The sequence below is a fragment of the Nocardia pseudobrasiliensis NBRC 108224 genome, assembly GCF_001613105.1.
Taxonomy (GTDB): Bacteria; Actinomycetota; Actinomycetes; order Mycobacteriales; family Mycobacteriaceae; genus Nocardia; species Nocardia pseudobrasiliensis.
The window spans coordinates 1-24,386 of record NZ_BDBS01000041.1 but is presented as its reverse complement, the minus strand read 5'-3'; the positions used below and the strand labels follow the sequence as shown (position 1 = coordinate 24,386).

Annotated in this window: 22 protein-coding genes; 15 read left to right on the top strand and 7 right to left on the bottom strand. The window is 66.3% G+C overall.

Annotation, left to right across the window (positions count from 1 at the left end; translation table 11 throughout):
• Nucleotides 1–138 precede the first annotated feature (138 nt).
• Together NP4_RS29395 and NP4_RS42200 are read left to right on the top strand one after the other, a co-directional pair.
• Nucleotides 139–627 carry a DUF6010 family protein gene (locus tag NP4_RS29395; protein WP_211335828.1) on the top strand — a complete coding sequence of 163 codons (489 nt, stop codon included), beginning with the start codon at nucleotides 139–141 and terminating at the stop codon, nucleotides 625–627.
• Between the two features lie 548 nt (nucleotides 628–1,175).
• Nucleotides 1,176–2,291 (top strand): hypothetical protein, encoded by a 1,116-nt coding sequence (locus NP4_RS42200; protein WP_211335827.1) that lies wholly within the window; start codon nucleotides 1,176–1,178, stop codon nucleotides 2,289–2,291.
• Between the two features lie 623 nt (nucleotides 2,292–2,914).
• Here NP4_RS42200 and NP4_RS29380 read toward each other — a convergent pair.
• Nucleotides 2,915–3,400: a cupin domain-containing protein gene (locus NP4_RS29380; protein WP_068004918.1), complete on the bottom strand. Its 486-nt coding sequence runs from the start codon at nucleotides 3,398–3,400 to the stop codon at nucleotides 2,915–2,917.
• Between the two features lie 299 nt (nucleotides 3,401–3,699).
• Here NP4_RS29380 and NP4_RS29375 point away from each other — a divergent pair, with 299 nt between their 5' ends.
• From NP4_RS29375 to NP4_RS29365, 3 genes are all read left to right on the top strand, one after another.
• The gene (locus tag NP4_RS29375) at nucleotides 3,700–3,840 is read left to right on the top strand and encodes a hypothetical protein (protein WP_156524949.1); all 141 of its coding nucleotides are present in this window, start codon (nucleotides 3,700–3,702) and stop codon (nucleotides 3,838–3,840) included.
• A complete protein-coding gene (locus NP4_RS29370) occupies nucleotides 3,837–4,673 on the top strand; it encodes an enoyl-CoA hydratase/isomerase family protein (RefSeq protein ID WP_082876323.1) in 837 nt (278 codons plus the stop codon). The genes NP4_RS29375 and NP4_RS29370 overlap by 4 nt, the downstream gene beginning before the upstream one ends.
• A gap of 813 nt (nucleotides 4,674–5,486) precedes the next feature.
• Nucleotides 5,487–6,506, top strand: coding sequence for an NADP-dependent oxidoreductase (locus tag NP4_RS29365; RefSeq protein ID WP_068004914.1), 1,020 nt, complete (start codon nucleotides 5,487–5,489; stop codon nucleotides 6,504–6,506).
• Between the two features lie 142 nt (nucleotides 6,507–6,648).
• On the opposite strand, the gene NP4_RS29360 is transcribed toward NP4_RS29365, so the two are convergent.
• A complete protein-coding gene (locus tag NP4_RS29360; protein WP_068004912.1) occupies nucleotides 6,649–8,172 on the bottom strand; it encodes a UbiD family decarboxylase in 1,524 nt (507 codons plus the stop codon).
• A complete protein-coding gene (locus NP4_RS29355) occupies nucleotides 8,169–8,798 on the bottom strand; it encodes a UbiX family flavin prenyltransferase (protein ID WP_068004911.1) in 630 nt (209 codons plus the stop codon). Before NP4_RS29355 ends, NP4_RS29360 begins: the two co-directional genes overlap by 4 nt.
• Nucleotides 8,799–8,932: 134 nt before the next feature.
• Between NP4_RS29355 and NP4_RS29350 the strand changes: the two genes are divergently transcribed.
• From NP4_RS29350 to NP4_RS29340, 3 genes are all read left to right on the top strand, one after another.
• A complete protein-coding gene (locus tag NP4_RS29350; protein ID WP_068004909.1) occupies nucleotides 8,933–9,361 on the top strand; it encodes a MarR family winged helix-turn-helix transcriptional regulator in 429 nt (142 codons plus the stop codon).
• A 200-nt stretch (nucleotides 9,362–9,561) separates the two neighbouring features.
• Nucleotides 9,562–11,151, top strand: coding sequence for a carboxylesterase/lipase family protein (locus NP4_RS29345; protein WP_068004907.1), 1,590 nt, complete (start codon nucleotides 9,562–9,564; stop codon nucleotides 11,149–11,151).
• A 382-nt stretch (nucleotides 11,152–11,533) separates the two neighbouring features.
• Entirely contained in the window at nucleotides 11,534–12,199 is a 666-nt protein-coding gene (locus NP4_RS29340; RefSeq protein ID WP_082876322.1) for a DUF3558 domain-containing protein, read from the top strand.
• A 288-nt stretch (nucleotides 12,200–12,487) separates the two neighbouring features.
• Here NP4_RS29340 and NP4_RS29335 read toward each other — a convergent pair whose 3' ends face one another.
• On the bottom strand, nucleotides 12,488–13,057 hold the full coding sequence (locus tag NP4_RS29335) for a TetR/AcrR family transcriptional regulator (RefSeq protein ID WP_068004901.1): 570 nt from the start codon (nucleotides 13,055–13,057) through the stop codon (nucleotides 12,488–12,490).
• Between the two features lie 59 nt (nucleotides 13,058–13,116).
• Between NP4_RS29335 and NP4_RS29330 the strand changes: the two genes are divergently transcribed.
• The 4 genes from NP4_RS29330 (at nucleotide 13,117) to NP4_RS42190 (ending at nucleotide 17,779) form a co-directional block, all read left to right on the top strand.
• A complete protein-coding gene (locus NP4_RS29330; RefSeq protein ID WP_082876321.1) occupies nucleotides 13,117–13,857 on the top strand; it encodes an SDR family oxidoreductase in 741 nt (246 codons plus the stop codon).
• A 450-nt stretch (nucleotides 13,858–14,307) separates the two neighbouring features.
• Nucleotides 14,308–15,006, top strand: coding sequence for an alpha/beta fold hydrolase (locus NP4_RS29325; RefSeq protein ID WP_068004885.1), 699 nt, complete (start codon nucleotides 14,308–14,310; stop codon nucleotides 15,004–15,006).
• A gap of 53 nt (nucleotides 15,007–15,059) precedes the next feature.
• Nucleotides 15,060–16,301, top strand: coding sequence for an AAA family ATPase (locus tag NP4_RS42195; RefSeq protein ID WP_211335980.1), 1,242 nt, complete (start codon nucleotides 15,060–15,062; stop codon nucleotides 16,299–16,301).
• The gene (locus NP4_RS42190) at nucleotides 16,259–17,779 is read left to right on the top strand and encodes a helix-turn-helix transcriptional regulator (protein WP_211335981.1); all 1,521 of its coding nucleotides are present in this window, start codon (nucleotides 16,259–16,261) and stop codon (nucleotides 17,777–17,779) included. Before NP4_RS42195 ends, NP4_RS42190 begins: the two co-directional genes overlap by 43 nt.
• Nucleotides 17,780–18,627: 848 nt before the next feature.
• On the opposite strand, the gene NP4_RS29315 is transcribed toward NP4_RS42190, so the two are convergent.
• Nucleotides 18,628–19,581, bottom strand: coding sequence for a helix-turn-helix transcriptional regulator (locus tag NP4_RS29315; protein WP_068004883.1), 954 nt, complete (start codon nucleotides 19,579–19,581; stop codon nucleotides 18,628–18,630).
• A gap of 62 nt (nucleotides 19,582–19,643) precedes the next feature.
• On the opposite strand from NP4_RS29315, the gene NP4_RS29310 reads away from it, so the two are divergent.
• Entirely contained in the window at nucleotides 19,644–20,780 is a 1,137-nt protein-coding gene (locus NP4_RS29310) for an epoxide hydrolase family protein (protein WP_068004881.1), read from the top strand.
• A gap of 184 nt (nucleotides 20,781–20,964) precedes the next feature.
• Here the strand turns inward: NP4_RS29310 and NP4_RS29305 are convergent, their stop codons facing one another.
• Nucleotides 20,965–22,098, bottom strand: a complete 1,134-nt coding sequence (locus NP4_RS29305) for an FAD-dependent oxidoreductase (RefSeq protein ID WP_211335982.1) — start codon at nucleotides 22,096–22,098, stop codon at nucleotides 20,965–20,967.
• A 389-nt stretch (nucleotides 22,099–22,487) separates the two neighbouring features.
• Between NP4_RS29305 and NP4_RS29300 the strand changes: the two genes are divergently transcribed.
• Nucleotides 22,488–23,045, top strand: coding sequence for a GNAT family N-acetyltransferase (locus tag NP4_RS29300; RefSeq protein WP_211335983.1), 558 nt, complete (start codon nucleotides 22,488–22,490; stop codon nucleotides 23,043–23,045).
• A gap of 37 nt (nucleotides 23,046–23,082) precedes the next feature.
• Here the strand turns inward: NP4_RS29300 and NP4_RS29295 are convergent, their stop codons facing one another.
• Nucleotides 23,083–23,391 (bottom strand): hypothetical protein, encoded by a 309-nt coding sequence (locus NP4_RS29295; protein WP_068004878.1) that lies wholly within the window; start codon nucleotides 23,389–23,391, stop codon nucleotides 23,083–23,085.
• A gap of 199 nt (nucleotides 23,392–23,590) precedes the next feature.
• On the opposite strand from NP4_RS29295, the gene NP4_RS29290 reads away from it, so the two are divergent.
• On the top strand, nucleotides 23,591–24,085 hold the full coding sequence (locus NP4_RS29290) for a hypothetical protein (protein ID WP_082876320.1): 495 nt from the start codon (nucleotides 23,591–23,593) through the stop codon (nucleotides 24,083–24,085).
• Nucleotides 24,086–24,386 lie beyond the last annotated feature (301 nt).

Here is a 24,386-nt window from a genome sequence, read left to right as displayed (position 1 = left end):
GACGGTGACCGGACCGTCAGAGCGACGATGGCGTTTTTCCGTGGGTCCCTGACGAAAAAGCCACTGGGCCGGGTCTCGGCCGGGCGATAACTTCGTGTCCGATTCAGCCCCTGAGCCCCTTCGAGGAGTCACCCGAACATGATTTCCGCTGTCGCCAATGTCGTTGTGCCACTGCTGATCGGCGGCGTCTACGCCCTGCTCATGTCACTCATCCGCGAACCACATCGCCGCACTTTCAACGCGATCATGGTTGCCGGGGCCGGAGCCGCCTATCTCAGTGGCGGCGGACTCGGCGCCTGGGAGTACGTCTTCGCCGCCGCCATCACCTACTGCGCCTACCGCGGCCTGAATTCGTGGACGTTCATCGGCATCGCATGGCTGCTGCATACCGTCAGCGACGTGTTGCATCACCTCAAAGGCCATCCGATCGTCCCCTTCGCACACAACTCCTCCCTCGGCTGCGCGATCTGCGACCCCGTGATCGCGCTCTGGTGCCTGCGCGGCGGCCCCGATCTGCTCGCTTTCCTTCGCCACCGCTCATCCGAGCCGGCAGTCGGCGAAATCCAGCCGTTGCCGTCACAACCCACCCGGGCTCATCGCCCTCAACTCGGCGACCCCGAACAGTGAGCCCCGCAGTCGATCTCGCCGAGCGCGATCAAAGGTCCGCTGTCCTGGAATTGCTCGCTGGCGGCAATACCGGACATTGCTCCTCGGCGGCCAGGGCCTGCCCGGCCGATCTTGCCGGACAGGCCCGTGGCCGCCGGGAGGGTTCAGCGTTTGAGAGTGAAGGTGAAGTCGCCGGAGAGTTTGCCGCTCAGCCGCACTGCGGCAACGAGTTTGCCCTCCGCGATCAGTCTCGACGCTCACGACATGAACACCGTCGCCGCGGTCCAACTGCCCCGCCGGGTTCCCGGCGGTATCCACGGCTCCTGGGTCCCGGCCGAGGCAATCGGGCAATAGGAGGAACCGCCCATGGGATACGACGCCATGGTCCAGTCGGACGAAGGCTGCCGTGCGAACGGCACGGGACAGCGCATCGCCACGTCATCGGCATGTGCGGACGTTGGGAAGCTTTGTCGGACAACCAATTCGGTCGGCTTACCATCGCGTGCCATGTGGTACTGCAGGGCGTTCGAAGCCGGGCCGTGTCGGTGGGCTTCTCTACGCTGCCGTGCATGAGCCTTTCCCGAACCAGACCGCACCGCACCGAAATGTTCAGGCTCGATGGCGAGGTGGGTGTCTCCTACGGCCAGATCTATGTTCAGAGTGTCCCCGGAAGTCCCGGCCCGCGTATGCACGAGGCGTTCGCCGGGCAGAGCTCAGGACTGTGTGGCGCCGCGGTACCCGGCGCTCTGTTCCTGCGCACCGGTTTACACACCGGCGCTGTCGGTTTCACCGTCGAGGTGCATGGCCAGGCTCCCTCGCTCGATCCGGTATGGGAGGACGTCGCGGAGGTCTCGTTCTACCCGGCCTCGGATCAAAGCTTCCTGATGCAGTGGGCCGGCGAGGCGTACTGGGAACTGGATTTGGAAGAAGGGGTCGACTACCGGGTGCGGTACTGCGCGCGGGGCATGGACCGGGCACGTGAGCAGGACGTCGGGCTCGACGATGAGCCGGTTGTGGACCGCTACCTGCTGCAGTTCTGGCCCGCCCCGCCCGAACCGGACCGCATAGTGCGCCAGAGCTCACAGGTCGGGGCCTATGCCCACGAGTATGCCCGCGAGCAGCCCGATTTCGAGTTCCGCGTGCGGGCCGTCATGGCGCAAAGACGGGCACATCTCACCCGTGCCGCCGCCGAATCCCCGGCCGGGATGGCGGATGTGGCGGTCATCGCCCGCGACGCCGACCCCCGGACCGTCCGCGAACAGGTGATATCGCTGAGCTCCTACCCCTCGGCGCTGCCCTGGGATTGGGTCGCGGCCTTCGACACCGAGCACACCGACGACGACCGCGTCGGCTACCTCCAAGCGTTCCTCGAAGAGATCGGTGAGCGTGCCTTCGGCCTCGGTACCGTCCTGGCGGCGCTGGATTCCGAGCGGGACTACTGCCTGGCCTTCGTGACACCGGCTCAGTTCGAACAGCTCTCACAACTGCTCACCGGACACAGGCCGGGCGTGGAGAGCGTGCGGTTGGGCCTGTGGACGCCGCGCATGCACCCGGAACAGAGCGCCGCGCTCAGAGCCTGGGCCACGGCCAACGTCTCCAAGTTCACAGTGGCGCGCGGGGTCAGCGCGGCCCGGATCGAAAGCCGCGACACACGGGAGGAAGCCGAACCGGAATCGCTCGCCTGACGCATTCGGGGGCCGAAGCCCCGCCCGCTACTTCACTCGGGACGCGAGTGGGGTGAATTGTGTAGTGCAGGTGAGTCACTCGGTTTCCAGCGACGATACTGGGATCGCCGAGCGTTCGGGGGACTGCGCGCTCGCCGAAGAAGCGAACTCCCGTGTCGAACACCACCGGAACCAGGTGCATGTCGATTGCATCCACCAGGCCGACGAGCATCGCCGGGCCCGCGAGATCTCCGGCCGTAATCGGATACGTCGCGATCACCGGCGAATTCCTTGGCTCGCTTCACCGCGGCGTGCAGGCCATCTGTGACGAATTCGTAGGGAGCGTCGGTTCGATCACCGGGTCTACCAAGTCCGACCGATCCGTGGTTCTGGCACACATTCGGTGATCGCCTTCGCTCCGGAAGGTAGATCGCCTGATCCGGGTCCGTGAGCGCCCGGCCGCAGCGGTGCTGCGGGTTTCCCGGCCGGTGTGGGCTATGGCGAACAGGGTGAGCGCATTCACGCAGTGCGGCGCCTGCCCGAGTTCGAATCCCGCTGTGCGCAGGAGTGGAAGGAGTGTCAGCCCTTGTTCGACTGCGTGCAGCGGTGGCAGTTGTCGCGGTCGGGGCGGACGAACGCACCGTCTATCGGGTGCGTCCGTGAGGGTTGTTCAGCGTGTGGCCGGGGTGGTAGGGGTCGGTGGCGTAGTTGGCCATGATCTCGGCGACCGCCTGGGGGGTCTGGTCGTCGGGGCCGAGATCGGCCATGTCGCGGAAGTAGCCGATGAACAGATCGGGAGTGGTGGTGAACAGGAAGCTGGCCTCGGCGTCCGCGTCGGGGTTGGCGAAGCTGTGCGGGGTGCCGATCGGTACCGTGATCAGGGTGCCGGGAGCGGCGGTGAGGGTATCGCTGCCCGTGCCGAAGCGCACCGCACCGGAGAGGACGAAGAAGGTCTCCTCGTGTCGGCGATGCACGTGCGCGGACACGCCGGGGGATCCGGGCGCCAGCTGTATCAGGGCCAAGCCGAGCCGCCGCTGGGTATGGGTACCGTCTTCCAAGATCCGCACCCGGATGCCGCGGCCCTGGTCCAGGGTCTCCCCGCCGCCGGGTGGTACCACGTTGATCGACATGCCACCCACCTCTCCGGCCGTGTTCGTCTCTGCGCTTCGTCTGTCCTGTCCGCACGATCTGCGCAATGTTGCCACGTGGCATGAGTTGGCCACGGCTTTTCGGCGCTGTGGTGCAGCGCGCCACGCGGTTGTTGAATCTTCCGGTGTGGTCCGATTGATAGCCTATCGGTATCGGCTGGCTGGACAGTGCTGGAACGGCGATCGCCGCCGGAGCCGACGCATCGCGGATCCCCATCATTCGAGTGGAAGGGCGATACACCCTGAGCGCATCGACACAGATGACTCTCCGGGAACCCACGTTGAGCCCGACCGAAGCCATCCAGCTCATCGACGGGCTGGCCACCGATCTGTTCGACCAGCGTGACCCCACCGCGGCCGACCGCTACTGCCGGCCGACCAACTCCGCTGACCCGGTGTTGAACAGAGAGGAACAATCATGAGTTCGTCATTCGGTGCCGATGCGTACTCGCTGAAAACAATCAGGGTCGAGGTCGCCAAGGGCGTCGCCTGGGCGATATTCGAGAACCCGCCGATCAATCTGGTCGATGAAGCAATGAAGAAGGACCTCGTGCAGTTCCTCGACCAGGTCGCCGACGATGACGCCGTTCGAGTGATCGTGTTCGAAAGCGCGGATCCGGACTTCTTTCTCGCGCATCTCGATGTCACTGGAGGCGCGTCAACCCCCAGCAATCCGCCGTTCTCCGTTGCCATCGCCCAGCGACTGGCCCGGTTGCCCAAGGTGTCGATCGCGAAAATCGCCGGTCGCGCCCGCGGCGCGGGCAGTGAGATAGCCCTGGCCTGTGATATGCGCTTCGCCTCCCTGGAGCGAGCGATTCTGGGACAACCCGAGGTCGCGGTAGGACTCTTCCCCGGTGGTGGTGGTATTCAGCGGCTGCCTCGATTGATCGGGCGCGGCCGAAGCCTCGAGGTGATCCTGGGAGCCGACGATTTCCCGGCCTCGGTGGCCGAACGCTACGGCTGGGTCAACCGAGCACTACCCGATGCCGAACTGGACCTGTTCGTGGATCAGCTCGCGTGTCGGATCGCCTCCTTTCCCGCCGAAGCCCTTGCCACCGCCAAGAAACTCGTCGACAAGATCAGCCTGCCCGACGATGCCGTATTGGCCGCGGAAAACCGGCTGTTCTGGCAGGCCATGGCAAACCCGGAGGCGCGTAGGCGGCTGCAGAGAATGCTGGAAGACGGTCTGCAGACCCGTGGTCGGGTCGAGAAGAACCTCGGATGGGCCATCGCCGGATCGGGCGGAGACCGCTGACACCCACGGTCACCGAGAGGGCTGCTCCGCTCAACTCGCTGATCACGGGCCTATCGAGCCGTCCCGCTCACCCTCGTGGAAGGGACGGCTCACACAGCCAGCAGACCGGAGCCGCCAGCCCATCGGGGATTGCTCACCGACACCGGCTCAGCGCAGGTCCTCGTGTGGATGTCCAGGACCTCCGTGAGCTTCGGTAACCGGCAAGCGGTGGAGGTATTTCTCGTGAATGTCCTGCTCGAAATGAAGGATCATTAATTGGTCGATACTTGAGTACGATCAGTTGCTGTTGCCTGTGGGGGTCGATGCGCATCTCGATAGCGGTGACGAGCCCAGCGGCAGCATCGGGACGCGGGACGGCTGCCTCCTGCCAGCAGGGGCTGGCCTGCGTCTCGACTCGACGCAACGACGCACACCATAAACAAAACATTGCCTGGACCGAAATCGGCGGATTCGACGGCTCGGATAAATCCGAGCCGTCCGACCGCACCCGCCCCAGTCAGAGCAGGGCGATACTTCCGACCAAAAGCAGGCCCAGACCACCGTAAAATAAAATACCGACAACAGGACCCAACAAAAAGCCAGACGCAGCGGCTACCAGTGAGCCTACCCAAGCGCCATCAACGGAATTCCAGGTATCTTCCCAGCACTGGCGGCAGCATTGATTCCTCCTAGTAGTAGCCAGCACATGTACAGAGTTGTCCATTCGCGGGGCGGCTCGACCCAACTCGCCGATCACGGACCTATCGAGTATCCCCACACACCTCATCCACGTCGTTCACCGGCGTTGTCGTCGTGGCCCGTTATGGTCGGCTGATGACCGAACAGAGCATGGCTACCGAGATCCGGCTCGCGGCCCGTCCGAACGGCATTCCCACCCTCGACGACTTCCAGATCGCGGATACCGAAATCCCGACCCCGGGGGCGGGTCAGGTGCTGGTGCGCAACCTGGTGATGAGCGTCGACCCCACCACGCTTCGCCGGATACGCGGCGACAAGTCGTACGCGCGGCCGGTCGCGGTCGGCGAAGTGCTCGACGGCCCCGCGGCCGGCACGGTCGTCACTTCCACGGTCGATGATTTCAAGCCCGGCGACCACGTCGTACACGCCCTCGGTTGGCGCACGCATTCGGTCGTCGACGCGCAGCAGACGGCCCACGTCGACACGTCGGTAGCACCCCTGTCCGCCTACCTCGGCGTCCTCGGCCAGTCCGGATTGACCGCGTACGCCGGACTGCTCGAGACCGCGGAATTCACGCCGGGCGATACCGTATTCGTGTCCGCAGCAGCAGGTTCGGTCGGTTCGGTGGTCGGCCAACTCGCCAAGCTGAAGGGCGCCAAGCGCGTCGTCGGCAGTGCTGGATCCGCGGAGAAGGTGCGTTACCTGACCGAGCAACTCGGGTTCGACGCCGCGTTCAACTACAAGGACAGCCCGATCGCCGAGCAGCTGCGCGCTGCCGCCCCCGACGGGATAGACATCTATTTCGACAACGTCGGCGGCGAGCAGCTGGAGGCCGCGATCGAGGCCATCACTGTGCACGGCCGGATCACGGTGTGCGGGAGGATCGCACAGTACAGCGACACCGGGGCCACCACGCCCGGACCCAACAACTTCGATCAGATCATCGCCAAGCGGTTCACCCTGCGCGGACTGCTGGTATCCGATCACTACGGGCTGCGGGAGCAATTTCTCGCCGAGGTTGTACCGCTGGTCGAAGCCGGGCGGCTGAAATACTCCGAGACAGTCGTCGAGGGAATCCGCAACGCCCCACAAGCCCTCCTCGGCCTGCTGTCCGGCGCCAACACCGGCAAGATGCTCGTCCACATCGCGGACTGAACCACCGAGCAAGCCCGACATAGCCAGCCGGACACACTGAACTCGGCATGAGGGTGCGTGTAAAAGCTCTGTCGACCAACCAATTTGGTCGATTGAACAGCGCGCGCCATGCGGCATTACCGCGTGTTGTGCTGGACGGGTGTCATGGGTAGGTGAGGTTCAGGTCGGGGGCGTAGGGGCGGGGGTCGACGTCGAGGAAGTGGGCGCGTTGGAAGGTTTCGCGCAGGCGATAGGGGGCGGTGGCGTCGAAGATCGTTTTGGCGGTGGTGCCTTTGGTGGGTAGGGCGGGGTTGTAGTCGGGTTGTTGGCTGGGGTCGAGGACGTGTCCCGCGACACCGGGGATGGTGATGATGTCGAGGTCGCCCTGCATGCGGGTTTGCATGGCCCACAGCACGTCGTCGGTGTCGAAGATGTCGACGTCGGTGTCGACCAGGATGATGTTCTTCAGTTCGGAGTAGACGCCGAAGGCGACCAGGGCGGCTTGGCGGGCGCGGCCGTCGTCGCGGGCGGTTTTCTTGTCGCACTTCAGGATCGCGAGGAACTTCCCGCCGCCCGCGGTGTGGGCGTGAACCTCGGGGACGAAACCGGGCATGGCGGCGTGCAAGGCATTGAAAATGCTTGCCTCGGTGGGGATCCCGGCCAAGCTGGTGTGCTCCTCCCCCGGTCCGACCAGTGTCTGCAGGATGGGGTCGCGGCGGGTGGTGACCGCGGTGACCTTGATGACAGGGAGGGAGGGGTTGGCGGGTCCGTCGTAGCCGGGGAATTCGGGCATGGCATGGCCGGTGTGGGTGTTCTGGTCCTCGGCGACCCGTTTGCCGGGCAGGATGTAGCCCTCGATGACGATTTCGGCGCGGGCAATGGCTTTCTGGTCGATGGTGGCGCAGTCGACGAGTTCGACCGGTGCGCCGCGCAGGCCACCGGCGATGGCGAGTTCGTCGTAACCCAGTGGGGTGGTGGGTGCTTCGAAGGTGGCGCCGATCGGGATGGCCGGGTCCAGGCCCATGTTCACCGAGATCGGAAACGGTCGTCCTGCTTGTTCTGCGCGGCGGCGGAATTCGTCGATGTGGCGGCCGGGGGCGAAGAAGATCGAGATCTCGTCGCGGCCCTGCACGCACAGCCGGTGAATGGTCACGTCGGTGCCCAGCTCCGGGTCGCTGCCGAGCACCAGGCCCAGGCAAAAATACGGACCGGCGTCCTGCGGGGTGTTGGTAGGCGCGGGCAGCAGGGTGCGCAGATCGAATGCCGGATCGTCGGCGCGATACACGACCTGCTGACAGACTGCGCGGTCGGCGCCGACGACCACCGGGCCTTGCGCATTCTCGATGGCCTGCGCCATGCGCTGGGTCAGTCGCCGGGCCGGGGTGTCGAGCAGCAGGCCGACGCGTTCGCGACTGGCCATGAGCCCCACCAGAACCCGCGCGCCGGGGTAGCCGGTGACATTGTTGAAGATCATCGCCGGACCGATACGGGTCGGGCGCTGCACGGTGCCGCCTGCACCGACGCGTTTGTACACACCCGCGAGTTCTCCGGCGGGATCGACCGGGTGATCGGTCTCGAGCAACTGGCCGGGAACACCGCGCAAGCGGTCCAGCGCCGAGCGCAGATCGGTGATCGGCGGCAGCACCGCATCCGTATCGGCCGAGACGGAGTCAGCGTGAACGGTCATCGGAAATCCTCCGCCTCAGTGATCGCCGCGCCGTCGGCACCGGAAAGTTCTTGTGTCCGGGCTTTTTTGAAGCCGGTCCATTCGTAGCGGGTGTCGGTGTCGAGTCCGAAGTGGGCGAGCAAGCGGTCGGTGAACCCGTCGACGACGTCGTCCACGGTGACCGGGTGCCGATAGAACGCGGGCATCGGCGGGATGATCATCACGCCCAGCCGCGCCAGGGCCAGCATGTTCTCCAGATGGATGGCGCTCAACGGTGCCTCGCGCGGAACGATGATCAGTTTGCGTTGTTCCTTAAGGGTGACGTCGGCCGCGCGGGCGACGAGCCCGTCGGCGTAACCGTGGCGGACCGCGGCGACGGTTTTCATGCTCGCTGGCACGATCACCATGCCGTCGGTGCGGAACGAGCCGGACGACGGCGCGGCCGATTGGTCGTCGGGGCTGTAGCTGACGTCGGCGAGCGCGGCTACCTCGCGCACGCTCATCCCGGTCTCCCACTCGATGGTGCTGCGCGCCCATCGACTGATCACCAAATGGGTTTCCACCTGCTCACGAGTGCGCAATTTCTCGAGCAAACGCACGCCGAGCGCCGCGCCGGTCGCCCCGGTCATGGCCACGATCAACCGCATGGCAGTCCTCTTTCACGAAGGAAACACGAGATCGGAGACTGTGCTATCGGGTAGTTGCCGCGTATCGACACGCCGGGAACCGCACCTCTTTTAGTTTGCATACGAACGGTTCGTAAACATACTAGCATCAGGGTATGGCTCATCCCGGCGATGCTGTGTTCCATCTCATGCGGCGAGTCCTGCAGGATCACGGCGCGGTGTGGCAGTCCAAGCTTCCGGAGTTGACCAAGCCGCAGTTCGCGGTGCTGAGCACAGTGGCCGCGACGCCCGACATCGATCAGGTCACGGTGGGCGCGAGAGCCGCAGTCGACAAAGCCACCCTGGCAGGCATGCTACGCAGACTCGAGGAGCGCGGCCTGATCACCAAAACCGCGGATTCGGTCGACCGCAGGCGGTTCCTGCTTCGGCTCACCGCCAAGGGTAAGGCGGTGGTGCGCGCAACGACCCCATTGGCCGACGACGCCGACGCCCAGCTCCTCACTCGCCTCACCGCCACCGAGCAACGTCAGCTGCGCAAGCTTCTCCTCAAGCTGGCCGCGCCCGATGGGGCGGACACACAGTAATCCCGGGCGAAGCGGCCCACGCCGGGCGACGACCGTTACGAATAATCGGTGTGACCCGCGACGGTGAGTCGCGACTACGGCAGACGGATGTGAGACGAGCATTACCCACACATCAGGCAGCACTACGATATCGTTATCGTTCGACTACGAACCGTTCGTATACGCACCGGTTGAGTGATCCGGAAATCAGGAGCCGAACCATGAATGCGAGTGCGGGACAGTTCGATCGCCGACGGGCGCTGGGGCTCGGTCTGGGCGGCGCGGTCGCCGCGACTGCGTTGGCCGCGACGGCGTGCAGTCCGGGCAGGAGGGGCGGGGATTCGCCGTCGTCCACGGCGGCCAAGCCGTCGGATCCGCTGATCGCCCAGACCCGCGCGGGCGCGGTGCGCGGCGTGCGGGACGGCGAGGTGACGGTCTGGAAGGGACTCCGCTACGCCGAAGCACCAACCGGACAATACCGCTTCGCCGCGCCGGCACCGATCCAACCCTGGCCGGGAGTGCGCGAGGCCACCGAATTCGGCCCTGCCCCTCTGCAATTCCAGCTGGCAGCCGACATTCCGGCACCGGCGAACCAGAGCGAGGACTGCCTGTTCGCCACCGTGTATTCCCCCGGCACCGACGGGCGGCGACCGGTCATCGTATGGATCCCCGGCGGCGGATTCGTCTCCGGCGCGGGCAGCGTCTACGACGGCTCCGCCTACGCGCGGCGCGGCATCGTGCTCGTCACCATCAACTACCGCGTCAACGTGTTCGGGTATCTGTACCAGCCACAGCGTCCCGGGTCGGGCAATGCCGGTCTGCTCGACCAGCTCGCCGCTTTGCGCTGGGTGCGCGACAACATCGCCGCCTTCGGCGGTGATCCCGACAACGTCACTGTGATGGGCGAATCCGCGGGTGGGATGTCGATCGGACTGCTGCTCGGCATGCCCCAGGCCCGCGGGCTGTTCCACCGCGCCATCGTGCAGAGCGGCGGCGCCCGACCCACAGCCTGCCCGCAAGGCAAGACCCGCACCCTCGACACCCTGCTACACCACCTGAATCTGAGCACGGGCCAGACCGGCAAACTCCTCGACCTGCCCGCCGAGCACCTGCTCACCGCCGCCGAGAAGACCTACAACGACAACTCGATCCTGACCGAGCCGTTCCGCCCACTCCTCGACGACCACGTGCTGCCGGCCCATCCGCTCGATCGCCTCAACCCCGGTACCGACCTGCTCATCGGCACCTGCGCGAAAGAGGCCTACACCTTCGCCGACAACACCCTGTGGCAGGACCGCATGGAATACATCGGCCGCACCGCCGCCGGCGACCAGACCTGGCAGCGCCTGCAGCAGATCTACCGCGACAGCACCCCCATCGACCGCGATGCCACTCTCGACCTGCACAGCAGCGTATTCGTCGTCATGCCCTCGGTCTGGCTGGCCGAACACGCCCACCGAGCCGGAAACCGCGTGTGGCAGTACACCTTCGACTACCCCCGCGCTTCCGCCGCCGGCGCCATCCACGGCTCGGACCTCGCATTCACCTTCGGCACACCCGACACACGACAACTCGCCCCCGGCACCGACACCACCGAAGCACAACGACTGGCCGACACCATGGTCGACACCTTCACCGCCTTCGCCCGCACCGGCACACCCACCATCACCGCCATTCCGGACTGGCCCCAATTCCGTCCCGACCAGCGCACAACCCTCGCCTTCGACACCACTCTCCGCTACACCGATGACCGCCTGCCCGACGTCCAACGCCAAGCATGGACCGGCATCGATCCGCGCTTGGTCTGTTAGCCCGCAAATCGGCAGAAGCGGACATTCTGCGGGACAGTCGATCTCGCCGCGCAGACCGCCCGCCACGGGGGAGCCATTATCGCTCACTCGCCCTGTCTGAAGTCAGCATGGACCAGGGTGACGCAGAGGTGATGTGCGGTCGTCGTCCGGTCGGCGTGATGGTGCCTGAGAGCAGCGATACGGCAGCAATCGACTGTGACTTGTCAGGTCAGCGAACCGGAGAGTTTCGTTACCTTACGTAACGTGGTGGGCGGCGTGGCGATACACCGTTCGGGTCCTGGCCGCAGGCCGTGTCCCCGCTGATCGAATACGGGAGGTACGACCCGGCGAAATCTACGGGTCGGCTGCGCGCAAACGCGCAGTGATAGAAGGGGTTTGACTCGTGACGAGTAACGTGAAGTCGAAGGCTGTTCTGGTCGGTGTCGTCGGGGCGGCGCTCGTCTTGTCCGGCTGTACCACCGCCGAGGACAAGGATGCGGGTGCGAAAACCACGACGGGATCGGTGACGGTTTCCGCCGCAGCCACCATCGACGCCCCGAATTCCGTTGGCGGACAGCAAGCATCGACCCCGAGCGCCGAAAAGTCCGCGCCCGCACCGCAAGCGCCCTGGACCGCGCCGACCACGGCGCAGCCGCAGACCTCGACACCGGCGATGTGGAATCCGTGCGGGATCGCCGACGCCGACATCGCGCATCAGGGGCTGCGACCCGAGAGCAAGCAGGTCGTCGACGGATCCGACGGCGAGCCGGGCTGCCGCTGGCACTCGGCCACCGACGCCTTCGAAGTGACCATCTCCTCCACGCACCAGAGTTTGCAGGAGGTCAACCAGTCCGGCCGCTACACCGATTTCACCGCGGTGCGCGCAGCCGGGCACGACGCCACCCGATACCGCGCGGCCCAGGACACGAACAAGATCGGCTGCTATGTGAGCATCGCGGTGGCGGACGGGCAAACAGTGTTCGTGACCAGGAACCTCAAATCCGACGCCCTCGAACCCTGCAGTGTCACCCAGCGTGTGGTCGAGGGGCTGACCAGCTACCTGAACTGACCGGCCAAGCAGGCCGCACGCAACTCTTCGCGTATCAGCACAAACGCTGCTCGGCTTGATCGGGGGCCGGTCGAGCACCCGCTCATCGGCAATACCGGATGTTCTGTACCGCAATCGATCTCGCCGCGCAGAACGCCCGCTCCGCGGCAATATGGTGTGTTTCCCACGGCTGAGATGATCTCGGCTCGTTGATCTTCGGACCTGCCGGATCGCCGCTTCGAACCGCGCGGCTCGCGATCCAGGACGTGCGTAACCGGCTGCAACTGCCGCCTCCACGGCGTATTCGTCTCAGCAGCAACGCGCGCGGAGTCCGTCGACGAGGATCGACAGCAGCCGCGGCCCTCGCGCGTCGAGTTCGGCATCGTCGAGCCGCGACAACCAGCTGATGAGCACGATGACGTCGCGGGCTTCGGCGTCGGCGCGGACGCTGCCGTCGGCGCGGCCGGCAGCCAGCAGCAGTTCCACCGCTTGACCGATCGGGCCTAGGCTGTGGGCGGCGAGGTCGCGCCACGTCGCTGCCTCGAAGGCGGCGAACACGTCGCGTTTGACCCGCGCGTAGGCGGCGACCCGGCCGAACCACGCCGCCAGCGCATCCAGCGGCCGATGCGTTGCCAGCAGGCGCGGAGCCGCGGCGACCAGCTCTTCCACCTCACGGCGGTACACCTCGGCGAGCAGGTCCTCGCGTGTGGGGAAGTGCCGGTACAGCGTGCCCTGCCCGATGCCGCAGGCCTTCGCGACCGCGTTGAGCTTCAGCTCGCCGGGCTGGTGCACGAGGTCGCGTGCCGCTTGCAGGATCAGTTCGCGGTTGCGTTGTGCGTCCGCACGCCGCGCTCCACCGCTCTCGACGTAAACGGACATGTGTCCGCTAGAGTCGTCAGGGTAACCGGACATGTGTCCACTATAGGCGGAGGATCCTCGTGACCATTCAGGGCAAAGTCGTCGCCATCACCGGCGCCAGCAGCGGAATCGGCGAAGCAACAGCCCGTCACCTCGCCGCACTCGGTGCGGCCGTCGTGCTCGGCGCCCGCCGCACCGACCGACTCGACCGGCTCGTAGCCGAGATCGCCGCCGCTGGCGGCCGAGCGGTCGCCACGCGCGTGGACGTCACCGATCCCGACGACCTGCGGTCGCTGGTCACCCTGGCCGTCGACCGTTTCGGCAGTCTGGACGTCTTGGTGGGCAACGCCGGGATCAGCAAGATCAGCCCTGTCGCCGACCTAGACGTCGAGGGCTGGTCGGCGATGGTCGATGTGAACCTCAAGGGGATCCTGCACGGGATCGCCGCGGCCCTGCCGGTGTTCCGTCGTCAGGGCGGTGGTCACCTCGTCACCGTCGTCTCGACCTCCGGCCTGAAGATCGTCCCCACCCAGGCGGTGTACGCGGGAACGAAGAACGCGGTACGCACCCTCCTGGAGGGCCTGCGGCAGGAGAGCACCGACGGGGTGCTGCGTACGACGTCGATCTCCCCCGGCTACGTCCGCACCGAACTGGTCGACAACGCCGTCGACGACCCGGCCGTGCGCACACAGGTCAAGCAGCACATGGCCGATCTCGGTATCGACCCCGCGGCGGTGGCTCGGGCGATCGCATTCACGATCGACCAACCCGATGATGTCGAAATCGGCGAGCTGACCATTCGACCGACCCGCCAGGGCTGAGGCGCATTCATCAGCGACACCGGATGTTCGAGAGCCGTTGGCGGCCAACCGATCAGCGAACGCCCGCCATGCGGCATTACAGCTCACTTGTATCGACTGCAGCCAGTATGCGGGCTGGCCGCGCCGAACTCCTCGAAAAGATACGTGCGGACGTTGGTTGTTGCCATGTCGTAGGGCGCGGAGGGGAAACCCGGCCTGCGGAGGGTTGTTTAGACTCGAAATAACTTTGGGGGTGAATTGGTGAGGATCCGGACAGCCTTGTAAGCGGCTGAATAGTGCGTTGGTGCGATGGTCAAGCCTTTGGCAGACCGCAGCAGGATCGCCATCTCCATCGGGCTGGTCTGCGATCGAGTTCCGCGGAATATACGTCGAATGACTCAAGCGACTGGACGCTGTTGCGCGCCAAACTCTTTCGTGAGGGCCGCACGAGCTCTCGGATCGAGGGAAATCATGAGTTCGGGAACAACAGTCAATGTGGTGCTGGTACACGGCGGGTTCGTCGACGGATCCGGCTGGCAGGGGGTGTACGACGTCCTTCGCAAGGACGGATTCCGAGTCAGCGTGGTGCAGAATCCGACCTTGACCCTCGACGGTGACGCGGCGGTGACCCGCCAGGCGATCGCTGCTCTCGACGGTCCGGTCCTGCTGGTCGGGCATTCCTACGGCGGCGCGGTCATCACCGAGGCCGGGACACACGACGCCGTAGCGGGGTTGGTCTACATCACCGCGTTCGCGCCCGATACCGGCGAATCGGTGCTGACGCTCACCGCCAACCCCGCACCCGGCGCACCGGTGCCGCCGATCCTGCCCCCGCAGGAAGGATTCCTCTTCCTGGATCGGGAGAAGTTCCACGACTCGTTCGCCGGTGACCTGTCGGAGGAAGAGGCCGCCTTCATGGCCGACTCGCAGGTGCCGTGGGGCGTCGGCGCGGCCGGTGGCGAGGTCGGCACGCCGGCCTGGCGGTCCAAGCCGAGCTGGTACCTGATCGCGACCGCGGATCGGATGATCCCGCCGCCGGTCCAGCGGGTGATGGCCGAGCGCGCCGAGGCGAAGGTCACAGAGGTGGCGGGCAGTCACGCGGTCTACGTGTCACAGCCCGAAGCGGTGGCCGCGCTGATCAAGGAAGCGGCGGCGTCGGTCTCCGCGTAACGGCCCCACTGGGCAGCGCCGTGCCACCGCACGCTCGGATAGCATCGGTGATTGTGGGATCGGTGCACCTGATCGGCCGAGACCGTGAGCTCGCCGAACTGAATGCGTTCACAACGGGTGCCGGTGTGGGTGGTGGCGCGATGCTGATCGTCGGGGATGCGGGTATCGGGAAGACGGTCCTGCTCACCGCTGCGGCGGAATCAGCGGTGACGGCGGGCCTTCGGGTACTGCGTTGCGCCGGAGTCGAGTTCGAGGCCGAGGTCGGCTATGCCGGACTGCATCAGCTGCTCTACCCCCTGCTGGACGACATGGACCGACTGAGCGGCCCGCAACGGCGAGCATTGGAAGCTGGACTGGGGCTGCGGGACGGATCCGCGCCCGACCGGCTGACCCTGTCGAATGCGGTGCGGGCGTTGCTGATCTGCGCCGCGATCGATCGGTCGGTACTGCTGATCGTCGACGACCTGCACTGGATGGACCGGGCCAGCGCGCAGGTGCTGGGCATGGTCGCGCGGCGTCTGCACGGTATCCGGGTGGGATTCATCGCGGCGGCGCGCACCGGCGAGGACAGCGATTTCGAATCCGAAGGCATGCGCGAGATCGAACTCGCGCCGCTCGACGACGACGCGGCCACGGCGCTGCTGACCGAACACTTCCCCCAACTGTCCACGCGTACCCGGCGACGCTATCTCGCCGAGGCACAGGGCAATCCGCTCGCTCTGGTGGAGTTGCCCGGCGCGCACAGCACGCATCGCGCGCCGGGTGTGACCCGCGTCGGCCGACGCCTGCACACCCTCTTCGCCCGCCGCATCGAAAGCCTTCCCGCCGAGTCGCGTCGACAACTGCTGCTGGCGGCGCTGGCCGGGGACGAGCCCGGAGCTATGGCGGCCGTTCCGGTCGGCACGCAGCAGATCGAGGGCCTGGAGGCAGCCGAGCAGCTGGGCCTGGTCCGCATCGACATCGGCGGGCCCAGGTTCCGGCATCCGCTGGTTTGCGCGGCGGTCGTCGAATTGGCGACCCACCAGCAGCGCCGCCGGGCACATCGGGAACTGGCAGAGCAATTCTCGGCGGATCCGGACCGCAGAGCCTGGCACCTGTCCCACGCCGCCGACGAACCCGACGAGCACGTCGCCGAACTGCTCGAGCACGCCGCCACCCGCGCCCAGCGTCGCGGCGATCCGGTGGGTGCGATCGGATTACTCTTGCGCGCAGCCGAATTCAGTCCGCGATCCGACGACCGCAACCGCAGGCGATGGTCGCCGCGTATCTGGGCGCGGACATCACCGGCGACCTGACCGAGGCGCACCGACTGATCGAGAACGCCGAACAGGGACCCGGCGGCTCGCCGGCGGGCGCGCTGGCGGCCGCGGCGCTGATGACCAACCGCGGCGGCGACATCGACACCATCCACCGATTACTGGTCGGCGCGATCAAGGGCGTGCGCGATCCCTCCGATCCGCGGGATCGGACGTTGATCGAGGCTCTCTACGTCCTGCAGGCCGCGTGCGCGTTCGGTTCCCGGCCGGGGCTGGCCGAGGAATACTTCACCGCGCTCGAACACCTCGATCCCGAACCGCCGGAATTCCTTGTCCTGCTGGGCAGCAGCTTCGTCGAGCCCGCACGCCGCGCCGCGTCGACCCTGACACAACTGGAGGCGGCGATCGCGGGAATCCGCGAGCAGACCGATCACGCCTACGTCGTGCGGATCGGCATCGCCTCGATCTACACCGATCGGGTGGTGGGATGCCGGGCGGCCCTCGAACACGTCCTCACCCACGGCCGGGCCGGTGGCGCGATCACCTCCGCCATCGAAGCGTTCGTCGTGCTCGGCTACGACTGCCTGATGACCGGCGAATGGGATCTGGCACAGCGGATGACCACCGAAGGACTTGAACTCGCCGCGCGCGACGGGTACACGATCCTCTCCGGGCTCCTGCATTTCCAGCAGGCGTACATCGCGGCCGCACGCGGCGAGTACAACACTGCGAAAGCCCTGTCGGACAACATTGTTCGCTGGGCCGCACCGAACCGAATCGGGCTCCTTACCCACTACGCCGCACACACGAGAGCTCTCGCCGAGTTGGGTCGCGGCGACTACGAGGCCGCCTACCACCATGCGCTGACCGTCTGCCACCCCGGTACGGTTCCCACCCACGCACCCCATGCGCTGTGGGTGATCCTCGAACTCGTCGAGGCCGCGGTCCGGGCGGGCCGCAGCGATGACGCGGCCCGCCACGTAGCCGAGATCCTCGACGCGAACGTCGCGGCGATCTCACCCAGGCTCGCCTTGGTCACCGCGAGCGCACAAGCGATGGTCGCTCCACCCGAGCGCTACCGAGACCTGTTCGACATGGCGCTCGCCGTACCGGATGCGGACCGATGGCCCTTCCAGCAAGCCAGAATTCAACTCGCCTACGCAGAACGCCTGCGCCGCGCGAAGGCCACCACCGAAGCCCGCCGCCACCTCGCCACCGCCCTCGACACCTTCGACCGACTACAGGCCGCACCCTGGGCAACCCGCGCCCGCACCGAGCTACGCGCCACCGGCCAACCGGCCAACCCACCCCCCGCGTCCGTCGGCGCCCTCACCCCGCAACAACGAGAGATCGCCCTACTGGCCGCATCCGGACTGACCAACAAACAAATCGGCGAACGTCTCTACCTCTCACCCCGAACGGTCGGCACCCACCTCTACCAGGTGTTTCCCAAACTCGGCGTGACCTCACGAGCGGCGTTGCGCGACGCTCTCAACCCCCGCACCACCCCCGAATAGACAATTTCGCCGCGGGGCGTCATTCGTCATCGGTCACGGCAAGAAAGTGGGCCCCCGCGGCCGGAAGTTCGTGTTGACGCGATCAGCGTGGACACGGATCGGTCGCAGGCGGTCACAACAAACCTTCGCTGAGCGCCTTCCGATGGTGTGCGGATTCCACGGCGGCGGGGAAGGTATTGGCGGACAAGACCATTGACTCCTCGTTGCTGCCGGGCCGCCAAGGACCCTCCGGGTCGCAGAAATAGACGGAAAGCGGGCGGCGACGGTGAAGGCCGCGCGTTCGGCCCGGCATCGTGTCATCGGCATTGTCGTGCGTTGACCGACGAGTGCGGAGTGGGTTGAAATGCGCACTACGGCATGATGTTTGATCATGGTGTCGGTGTGCTGATCTTGGATTGGTGGCCGTTCTGTTCCCGCACCTGGCCGCGCTGAGGATAGATCGTGTAGACCAACTCGGTACCGGGGGTACTGGATGACCTCGGTCGAACAGCGGACTTGCTGCAGCACGATGACGGCAGCGGCAACCAGATTGAGAGTCGTTGCCCCCCTTCGGCGTCCCTGCATTTCGACACCCCGTGAGTATGCGATGACGCGCTGCAAACCGCTGTCTCATACCTGCTTCGGATCTGCTGGGTAGCAAAGGGTTTCGGCGGCCACAGGACCACCGACCAGCCAGACCGCACCCATTCGGGAGGGTCGAGATGACGAGGAAGACAGCCGACTGCCGCCACTACCCCGAATTGCGCGAGCAGATCCAGGGCATGCTCGTCGACGCACAGGACTGAGCGCCGCCCCGCGACTGGTCTGTACGTGCCTCGGCCACCAAGCGGATCGCCGACTGATATCCCTCATGCCTGGATCGCGGCTGCGCAACGGCGAGCGAGGATTTCGATCTGTTCGACCAGTTCCGGGGGATCGGTGATGGTGAAGTCGGTGTCGATGGACGTGATCATCCAGGACAGTGCCCATGGGGAGTCGGCCCCTACATGGAGCAGGCAACTGGTGTCGTCGATCGCTTCCAGCACGCCCATCCCGGTCCAGATTCGGTCGGCCAGTTCGGCGGCTGACCGGTGCAGGGTGACAGTGGCGCGGTAGGGCCACGCGCGAGCGGAGAGTTGCCGTGAGAGGTAGGTAGCCACATCGCCTTCCGGCGCGTCGCGAGGGGGGAAGCGGGGTCCGGTGGGTGTCCGGGGGAGTAGCCGGTCCACTCGATAGGAACGCCAGTCCGCGGTCGCCGGGTCCCAAGCGACCAGGTACCAGTGCCGGTTGAAGTTGACTACCGAGTGCGGTTCGACGTCCTTGATCGATTGGTGGCCTTGGAAATTCGTGTACTCGAAGCGCAACCGTTCGTGGCGGTGGCAGGCGTCGGACAGGGCGATGAGGGTGTCGGGTGCCACACGTGGCGCGGTCGCCTCCACGCGGATCACCGAGCGCTGCAAGGCTTGCAATCGGTGCCGTAGACGTGAGGGCATGACCTGTTCGAGTTTGGTGAGGGCGCGCAGCGCGGAGTCCTCGAAGCCGGCCACGGTCCCGCCCGTCGTGGTGCGCAGCCCGACCGCGATGGCGAGCGCCTCCTCATCGTCGAGCAGCAGCGGCGGCAGGGTGCTGCCCGCAGCCAGCCGGTATCCCGCCGTGCCCTGGACGGCGTCCACCGGATAGCCGAGCTCACGCAGCCGGTCCACGTCCCGGCGCACGGTCCGGGTGCTGACGCCGAGGCGTTCTGCCAGATCGCCGCCCGACCAATCGCGATGCATCTGCAGCAGGGACAGCAGGCGCAGAAGGCGCGCGGAGGTTTCGAGCATGATTCGAGAATGCCACCAGCTTAGGAGCAGAACTGTCCTAAGCCACTCCTAGCTTTGCAGACATGACAACTTTCGCTCCCTTCCGCATCGACATTCCAGATGCCGACCTCGAGGATCTGAACCGTCGGTTGGCTGCCACCCGCTGGCCCGAGGAGCTGCCCGGCGTCGGTTGGACCTACGGCATCCCGACCGGCTATGTGCGGGAGCTGGCCGAGTACTGGCGTACAGGCTTCGACTGGCGAGCACAGGAAGCGGCTCGGAACCGGTATCCGCAGTTCGTCACCGACATCGATGGGCAGCGTATGCATTTCCTGCATGTCCGGTCAGCCGAGCCCGAGGCGTTGCCGCTGGTCCTGGTGCACGGCTGGCCGTTCGAGGACTTCACCGCCATGATCGGCGCGCTTACCGATCCGGTCGCGCACGGCGGCACTCCCGAAGATGCCTTCCACCTGGTGATTCCGACGCTGCCGGGGTTCGGCTTCTCCGGCCCCACACGCGCGGCCGGTGCGGCGTCAACCGAGCGCAGCGCGGAACTCGTCGCGAAACTCATGGCCGAGTTGGGCTACGAGCGCTACGGCGCACAAGGCGGCGATGCGGGCTCGTTCATCGCACCGCAGCTGGGCCGCATCGCTACCGAGCATGTGGCAGGTATCCACCTCAACGATCCGATCACCATCCCCTCCTGGGAGGACAACGGATCCGGTTACAGCGCAAGCGATCAGGAGAAGCTGGCGCAGTTGAAAGACTGGAGCAGCAGCGACACCTCAGGATATGCGGGCATGCACGCCACCCGCCCGCAGACACTCGCGCCGGCGGTCGCGGACTCGCCCGCGGGCATGCTGGCGTGGGTCCTGGACGTGGTGAACACCTACACCAATCCAACCAAGGCCACGCCCACCGACGCGATCGACCGTGACATGCTGCTCACCGATCTCTCGATCCTGTGGTTCACCAACACTGCGGGCTCGTCCATGCGGTTGTACAAGGAATCCCAGCAATGGGGCGTGGAGCTCCCCAACTCCGGGGTACCCACCGGCATCGCAATCTTCCCGGGCGGCAACACGATTCGCGGCATCGCCGAGAAGCACAACACCCTCGTCCACTGGTCGGAGTTCGACCGCGGCGGTCACTTCGCCCCGATGGAGGCCCCCACCCTCATGATCGACGATCTACGCGAGTTCTTCCGCAAACTTCGCTGACCCGGCGCAGTCGCGGATCGGTCTGGCGTGGCCGTCTTCATGCCGAGCCGCCCCGAGGGAAGAACGGCAAACCGGCGTCCGGGCTACCCCCGATGTCGACGTCGCCTTCGCTGGTGACGACCTTATGCTGCGGTTGGCCTCGGCTGGGTGGTGGGCAAGGGCAGCAAGGTCGGTCCGTAGATTCTCAGACCGGCAGCGGGTTCTGTCCGAGGAACTGGTGTCCGTTCGTCGCGGACTCGCGCACGGCGGCGAATCCGTGACTGGTCATGGCCTCCTCGTAGGCGGCGATCGCGCCACGGGCGACCGCCTCGTCCGGTCCCGCGCTCAGGGCTGCCGCCAGTGCGGCTCCGTCGCGCAGCGCGGCGTTCGCCCCGGCTCCGGCCGCGGGACTCATCGCGTGGACCGCGTCGCCGAGCAGCGTCACCCGGCTCGGGGTCCACTGCGCGAACGGCACACTCGTTCGAATCACCAGCGGGAAAACGGTTTCCAGCGCCCAGTTCGACACCATCGCCCGAACTCGCGGATGCCAACCGTCCACCTGTTTCAGTGCGAGCTCGCGCAGTTGCCCGCCCGAGAGCGTGGCCAGTTCCTCGTCGGACAGACCGATCCTCTCGCTTCGTAGGCCGACCGAGCAGGTCATGAACGGTTCGGGATGCGCTACCGGCGCCACGCCGACCAGTGTGTGGTCGGGGCCGAGGATCATGCTGAACACGGCGTGCATCTCGTCGTCGAACAGCGGTCGGGTCCGCTCGTTCAGCGGGATCTTGCCGTACAGCTGCCGCAGGCCGGTGTCCTCGATCCGCGCGTGCGGCAGGTATTGGCGGCGGACCGGGGAGTGGACTCCGTCCGCGCCGACGAGTACGCGCCCGCGCGCTGTGGCGCCGTCGGCGAAATAGGCCGTGACGCCGTCGTTGTCGCTGTCGAAGCGGGTGAGGCGCTTTCCGAAGTGGACATCGTCGAGTTCGCTCAACAGGATGTGCCGCAACGTCATTCGGTTGACGTTGACTCCGGGTTCCGGGAACTCCGTTATCGCCCGCAGCACGAGTTGGTCGTCGAAGCGCGGCACAATCGGCCGGGGCCGCAATGATGTGGCCTCGAACCGCGCGTACAGCTCGTCCGGCAGCACCTCGCGCAATGCGCGGATGCCCAACGCGGCGATATGGAGCCGGTAGCCCTGCAGCCGCGACTGCGGCGATTCATCGCGCTCGTAGACGGCACAGGGGATTCCGGCGCGCTTCAGTCCCTGGGCGAGGCACAGCCCGCCGATTCCCGCTCCGATGACAAGTACGCCGTCTTCCGGCACAGCTCTATTCGACACAGCGCAACCCTTCACAGACATATCGACTGAAAGGGACGCACAGGTTCCCGTGCCACTCACGGCGGCCACAGGATGCGGGGGCGAAACTTCCGGACTAACCCATACCGGAATAAGTCTTCGCGCGTCCTCGGCCTCGACAGTACCGGATGATCATCGAAAGCGCCTACGGCGCAGATACATCCACTCGCGTGGCTTTGGTCAGCAGGCGCGCGAGTTGACGCTGTTCGGTGGGGCCGAGGCGGGCGATCGGGGAGTGGGTGAGCATTGCCGCGCCGAGTCGTCGCCGGGTTTCGCGCGCGACGAGACGGCGCGCCGCCGGTTGAAATTCGGTTGTCCCGCACGATCTTCGGGGGTTAGGGTCGGCGAGATGCTGTCGATCATGGAGGCCGATGATGTTCTCGGTGCCGCTCGGCTCTGATGGGGCACGCCTGTGCCCGCTCGAACCTTGGCAGGCCGAGGAGTTCCTGGCCCACCTCGAACGCGGTAGAGAGTTCATCGGGCAGCACATCGGCTTCGCCGACCGCGCAACGGATCTGGACTCCAGCCGGGCACTGCTGCGCAGCTACGCGGACAAGGCCGCCACCGACACCGGCCGGATCTACGGTATCCGGTCCGGTGACACGCTCGTGGGCGGCGTGCTGTTCCGCAGGATGGACCTACCGCACGGCGTCGTCGAGGTGGGCTGCTGGCTCGAGCCCGCGGGCACCGGAAAGGGGTTGGCCACCAGGGCTTCCCGCGCGATCATCGACTGGGCGGTGGAGACCCGGGGCGTGCACCGGGTGGAGTGGCAGGTCAAGTCCGGCAATCTGGCGAGCATCGCGGTGGCTCGCCGACTGGGTATGACCCGAGACGGGATGCTCCGCGAGGCGGTGGTGCATCGGGGGAAGCGCTTCGACCTCGAGATCTGGTCGGTACTCGCGCCGCAGTGGCGTGCGCAGCGCGGGTGACCCGACGTTGTGGCTTCGGCGAATATGCCGGGGCCCTTCAGTGTTCGGACTCCGGCAGGGCGAATGCATCGCCGATCAGGCAATTTCCGAGGGTATCAGGGCGCAATGGCCGGGGCTCGTCGAAAATGAGCTGCGCTCGCCAGCCGCCCAGGCTCAACCCATCGGTTTCGCGGGCGGCGAGGCGGGCCTCGATCCGGTCTCCCAGTAGCTGATCGAACTCGAGGATCGTGAACAAGGCATCCGCGGCGCAAGTGACCTCGGCACGCGGGTCCTCGGTGGTGCTACCGGGATGCAAGTCGAGGTAGGCGCGGCGAGCGAGATCGAGAAGCCGATTCGCGTCGGTCACTCGGAAGTCCCGCCGGTACCGCGGTGAGATGTTCATCCCGTCCGCCAAAGGGCTCGTTGCCGGTGACGGCGTCGTCTTCGCGCACCTCGCCAGGATATGCCGCAGGGGTGTGGTGGAGCCACATGGCGATACCGAGCCCCTGAGATTGAGGGCTCCGTGGATCGATAACATCATCCGGGCCGGATGCGACAAACCGGGCATGAGTTTGAAAAATGGTTTCTTACAACGGGTCTCGGTTCGGGTGGGGGTGGTTGCCGCGACGGTGGCGGCCGCGGTGACCGGGATGGCCGGGTCTGCCGGGGCGAATCCCACCGATCCGGTTGTGCAGTTCACCTCGACTCTCACGCGGGTGCCGGGGCCCAACTGTGCCGCGATCATCAATGCCGAGACCGTGCCGGAGCCGCATTCGGGTGAGTTCGGTGTTCGGGTGAAGATCACGCAGACCGGGGAGTTCTGCGGGGCCTATTACCTCACCGTGCACTGGCGCAACCTCGATACCGGGCTGACCAGCGGCCAGTCGCAACGAGTCGAGGGCACCTCGCTGGTCGGCACACCGGACAATGTCGTCACCGGTATGGGTATGTGGCCGGGTGCGGGCAAGGTGGAGGCGTGGATCGACACCTATTCCGAGGTCTATCCGCGGGATGTGGATCTGGAGCACCTCGCGGGACGGGCGACGTTCACCCTCGGCTGAGTGCGGAGCGAGATCGATAGTCGGCCACACCGGACGTTCTGCGCCGCAACAGATCTCGGCCGCGCAGAACACCCGGGGCCGACGGTCGCACTCGGAGATGCGCTGAGGATCCCTCGGGGTCCCGTGGGGTGCGAACGAGCTATTTTTCAGCTAATCTATCGGGTGGGATGTCTACTCGAGGGAGGCTGATATGAAGCCGGTTTTCATCGCCACCATGATCGTCGCCGCGGCCCTCGGGGCCCCGGCCGCGACGGCCGCGGCGCCGGACGCCGGAAGCGCCGGTGCTCCGTGGGCCCCCGCG

Excerpts from the sequence above, each read along its gene's own strand:
- NP4_RS29350 (WP_068004909.1), top strand. The coding sequence starts at position 8,933 with ATGGCTCATCCCGGCGATGCTGTGTTCCATCTCATGCGGCGAGTCCTG.
- NP4_RS29300 (WP_211335983.1), top strand. The coding sequence starts at position 22,488 with ATGATGTTCTCGGTGCCGCTCGGCTCTGATGGGGCACGCCTGTGCCCG.
- NP4_RS29395 (WP_211335828.1), top strand. The coding sequence starts at position 139 with ATGATTTCCGCTGTCGCCAATGTCGTTGTGCCACTGCTGATCGGCGGC.
- NP4_RS29370 (WP_082876323.1), top strand. The coding sequence starts at position 3,837 with ATGAGTTCGTCATTCGGTGCCGATGCGTACTCGCTGAAAACAATCAGG.
- NP4_RS29355 (WP_068004911.1), bottom strand. The coding sequence starts at position 8,798 with ATGCGGTTGATCGTGGCCATGACCGGGGCGACCGGCGCGGCGCTCGGC.
- NP4_RS29380 (WP_068004918.1), bottom strand. The coding sequence starts at position 3,400 with ATGTCGATCAACGTGGTACCACCCGGCGGCGGGGAGACCCTGGACCAG.
- NP4_RS29365 (WP_068004914.1), top strand. The coding sequence starts at position 5,487 with ATGACCGAACAGAGCATGGCTACCGAGATCCGGCTCGCGGCCCGTCCG.
- NP4_RS29325 (WP_068004885.1), top strand. The coding sequence starts at position 14,308 with ATGAGTTCGGGAACAACAGTCAATGTGGTGCTGGTACACGGCGGGTTC.
- NP4_RS29335 (WP_068004901.1), bottom strand. The coding sequence starts at position 13,057 with ATGTCCGTTTACGTCGAGAGCGGTGGAGCGCGGCGTGCGGACGCACAA.
- NP4_RS29310 (WP_068004881.1), top strand. The coding sequence starts at position 19,644 with ATGACAACTTTCGCTCCCTTCCGCATCGACATTCCAGATGCCGACCTC.
- NP4_RS29290 (WP_082876320.1), top strand. The coding sequence starts at position 23,591 with ATGAGTTTGAAAAATGGTTTCTTACAACGGGTCTCGGTTCGGGTGGGG.
- NP4_RS29315 (WP_068004883.1), bottom strand. The coding sequence starts at position 19,581 with ATGCTCGAAACCTCCGCGCGCCTTCTGCGCCTGCTGTCCCTGCTGCAG.
- NP4_RS29345 (WP_068004907.1), top strand. The coding sequence starts at position 9,562 with ATGAATGCGAGTGCGGGACAGTTCGATCGCCGACGGGCGCTGGGGCTC.
- NP4_RS29360 (WP_068004912.1), bottom strand. The coding sequence starts at position 8,172 with ATGACCGTTCACGCTGACTCCGTCTCGGCCGATACGGATGCGGTGCTG.
- NP4_RS42190 (WP_211335981.1), top strand. The coding sequence starts at position 16,259 with ATGGTCGCCGCGTATCTGGGCGCGGACATCACCGGCGACCTGACCGAG.
- NP4_RS42200 (WP_211335827.1), top strand. The coding sequence starts at position 1,176 with ATGAGCCTTTCCCGAACCAGACCGCACCGCACCGAAATGTTCAGGCTC.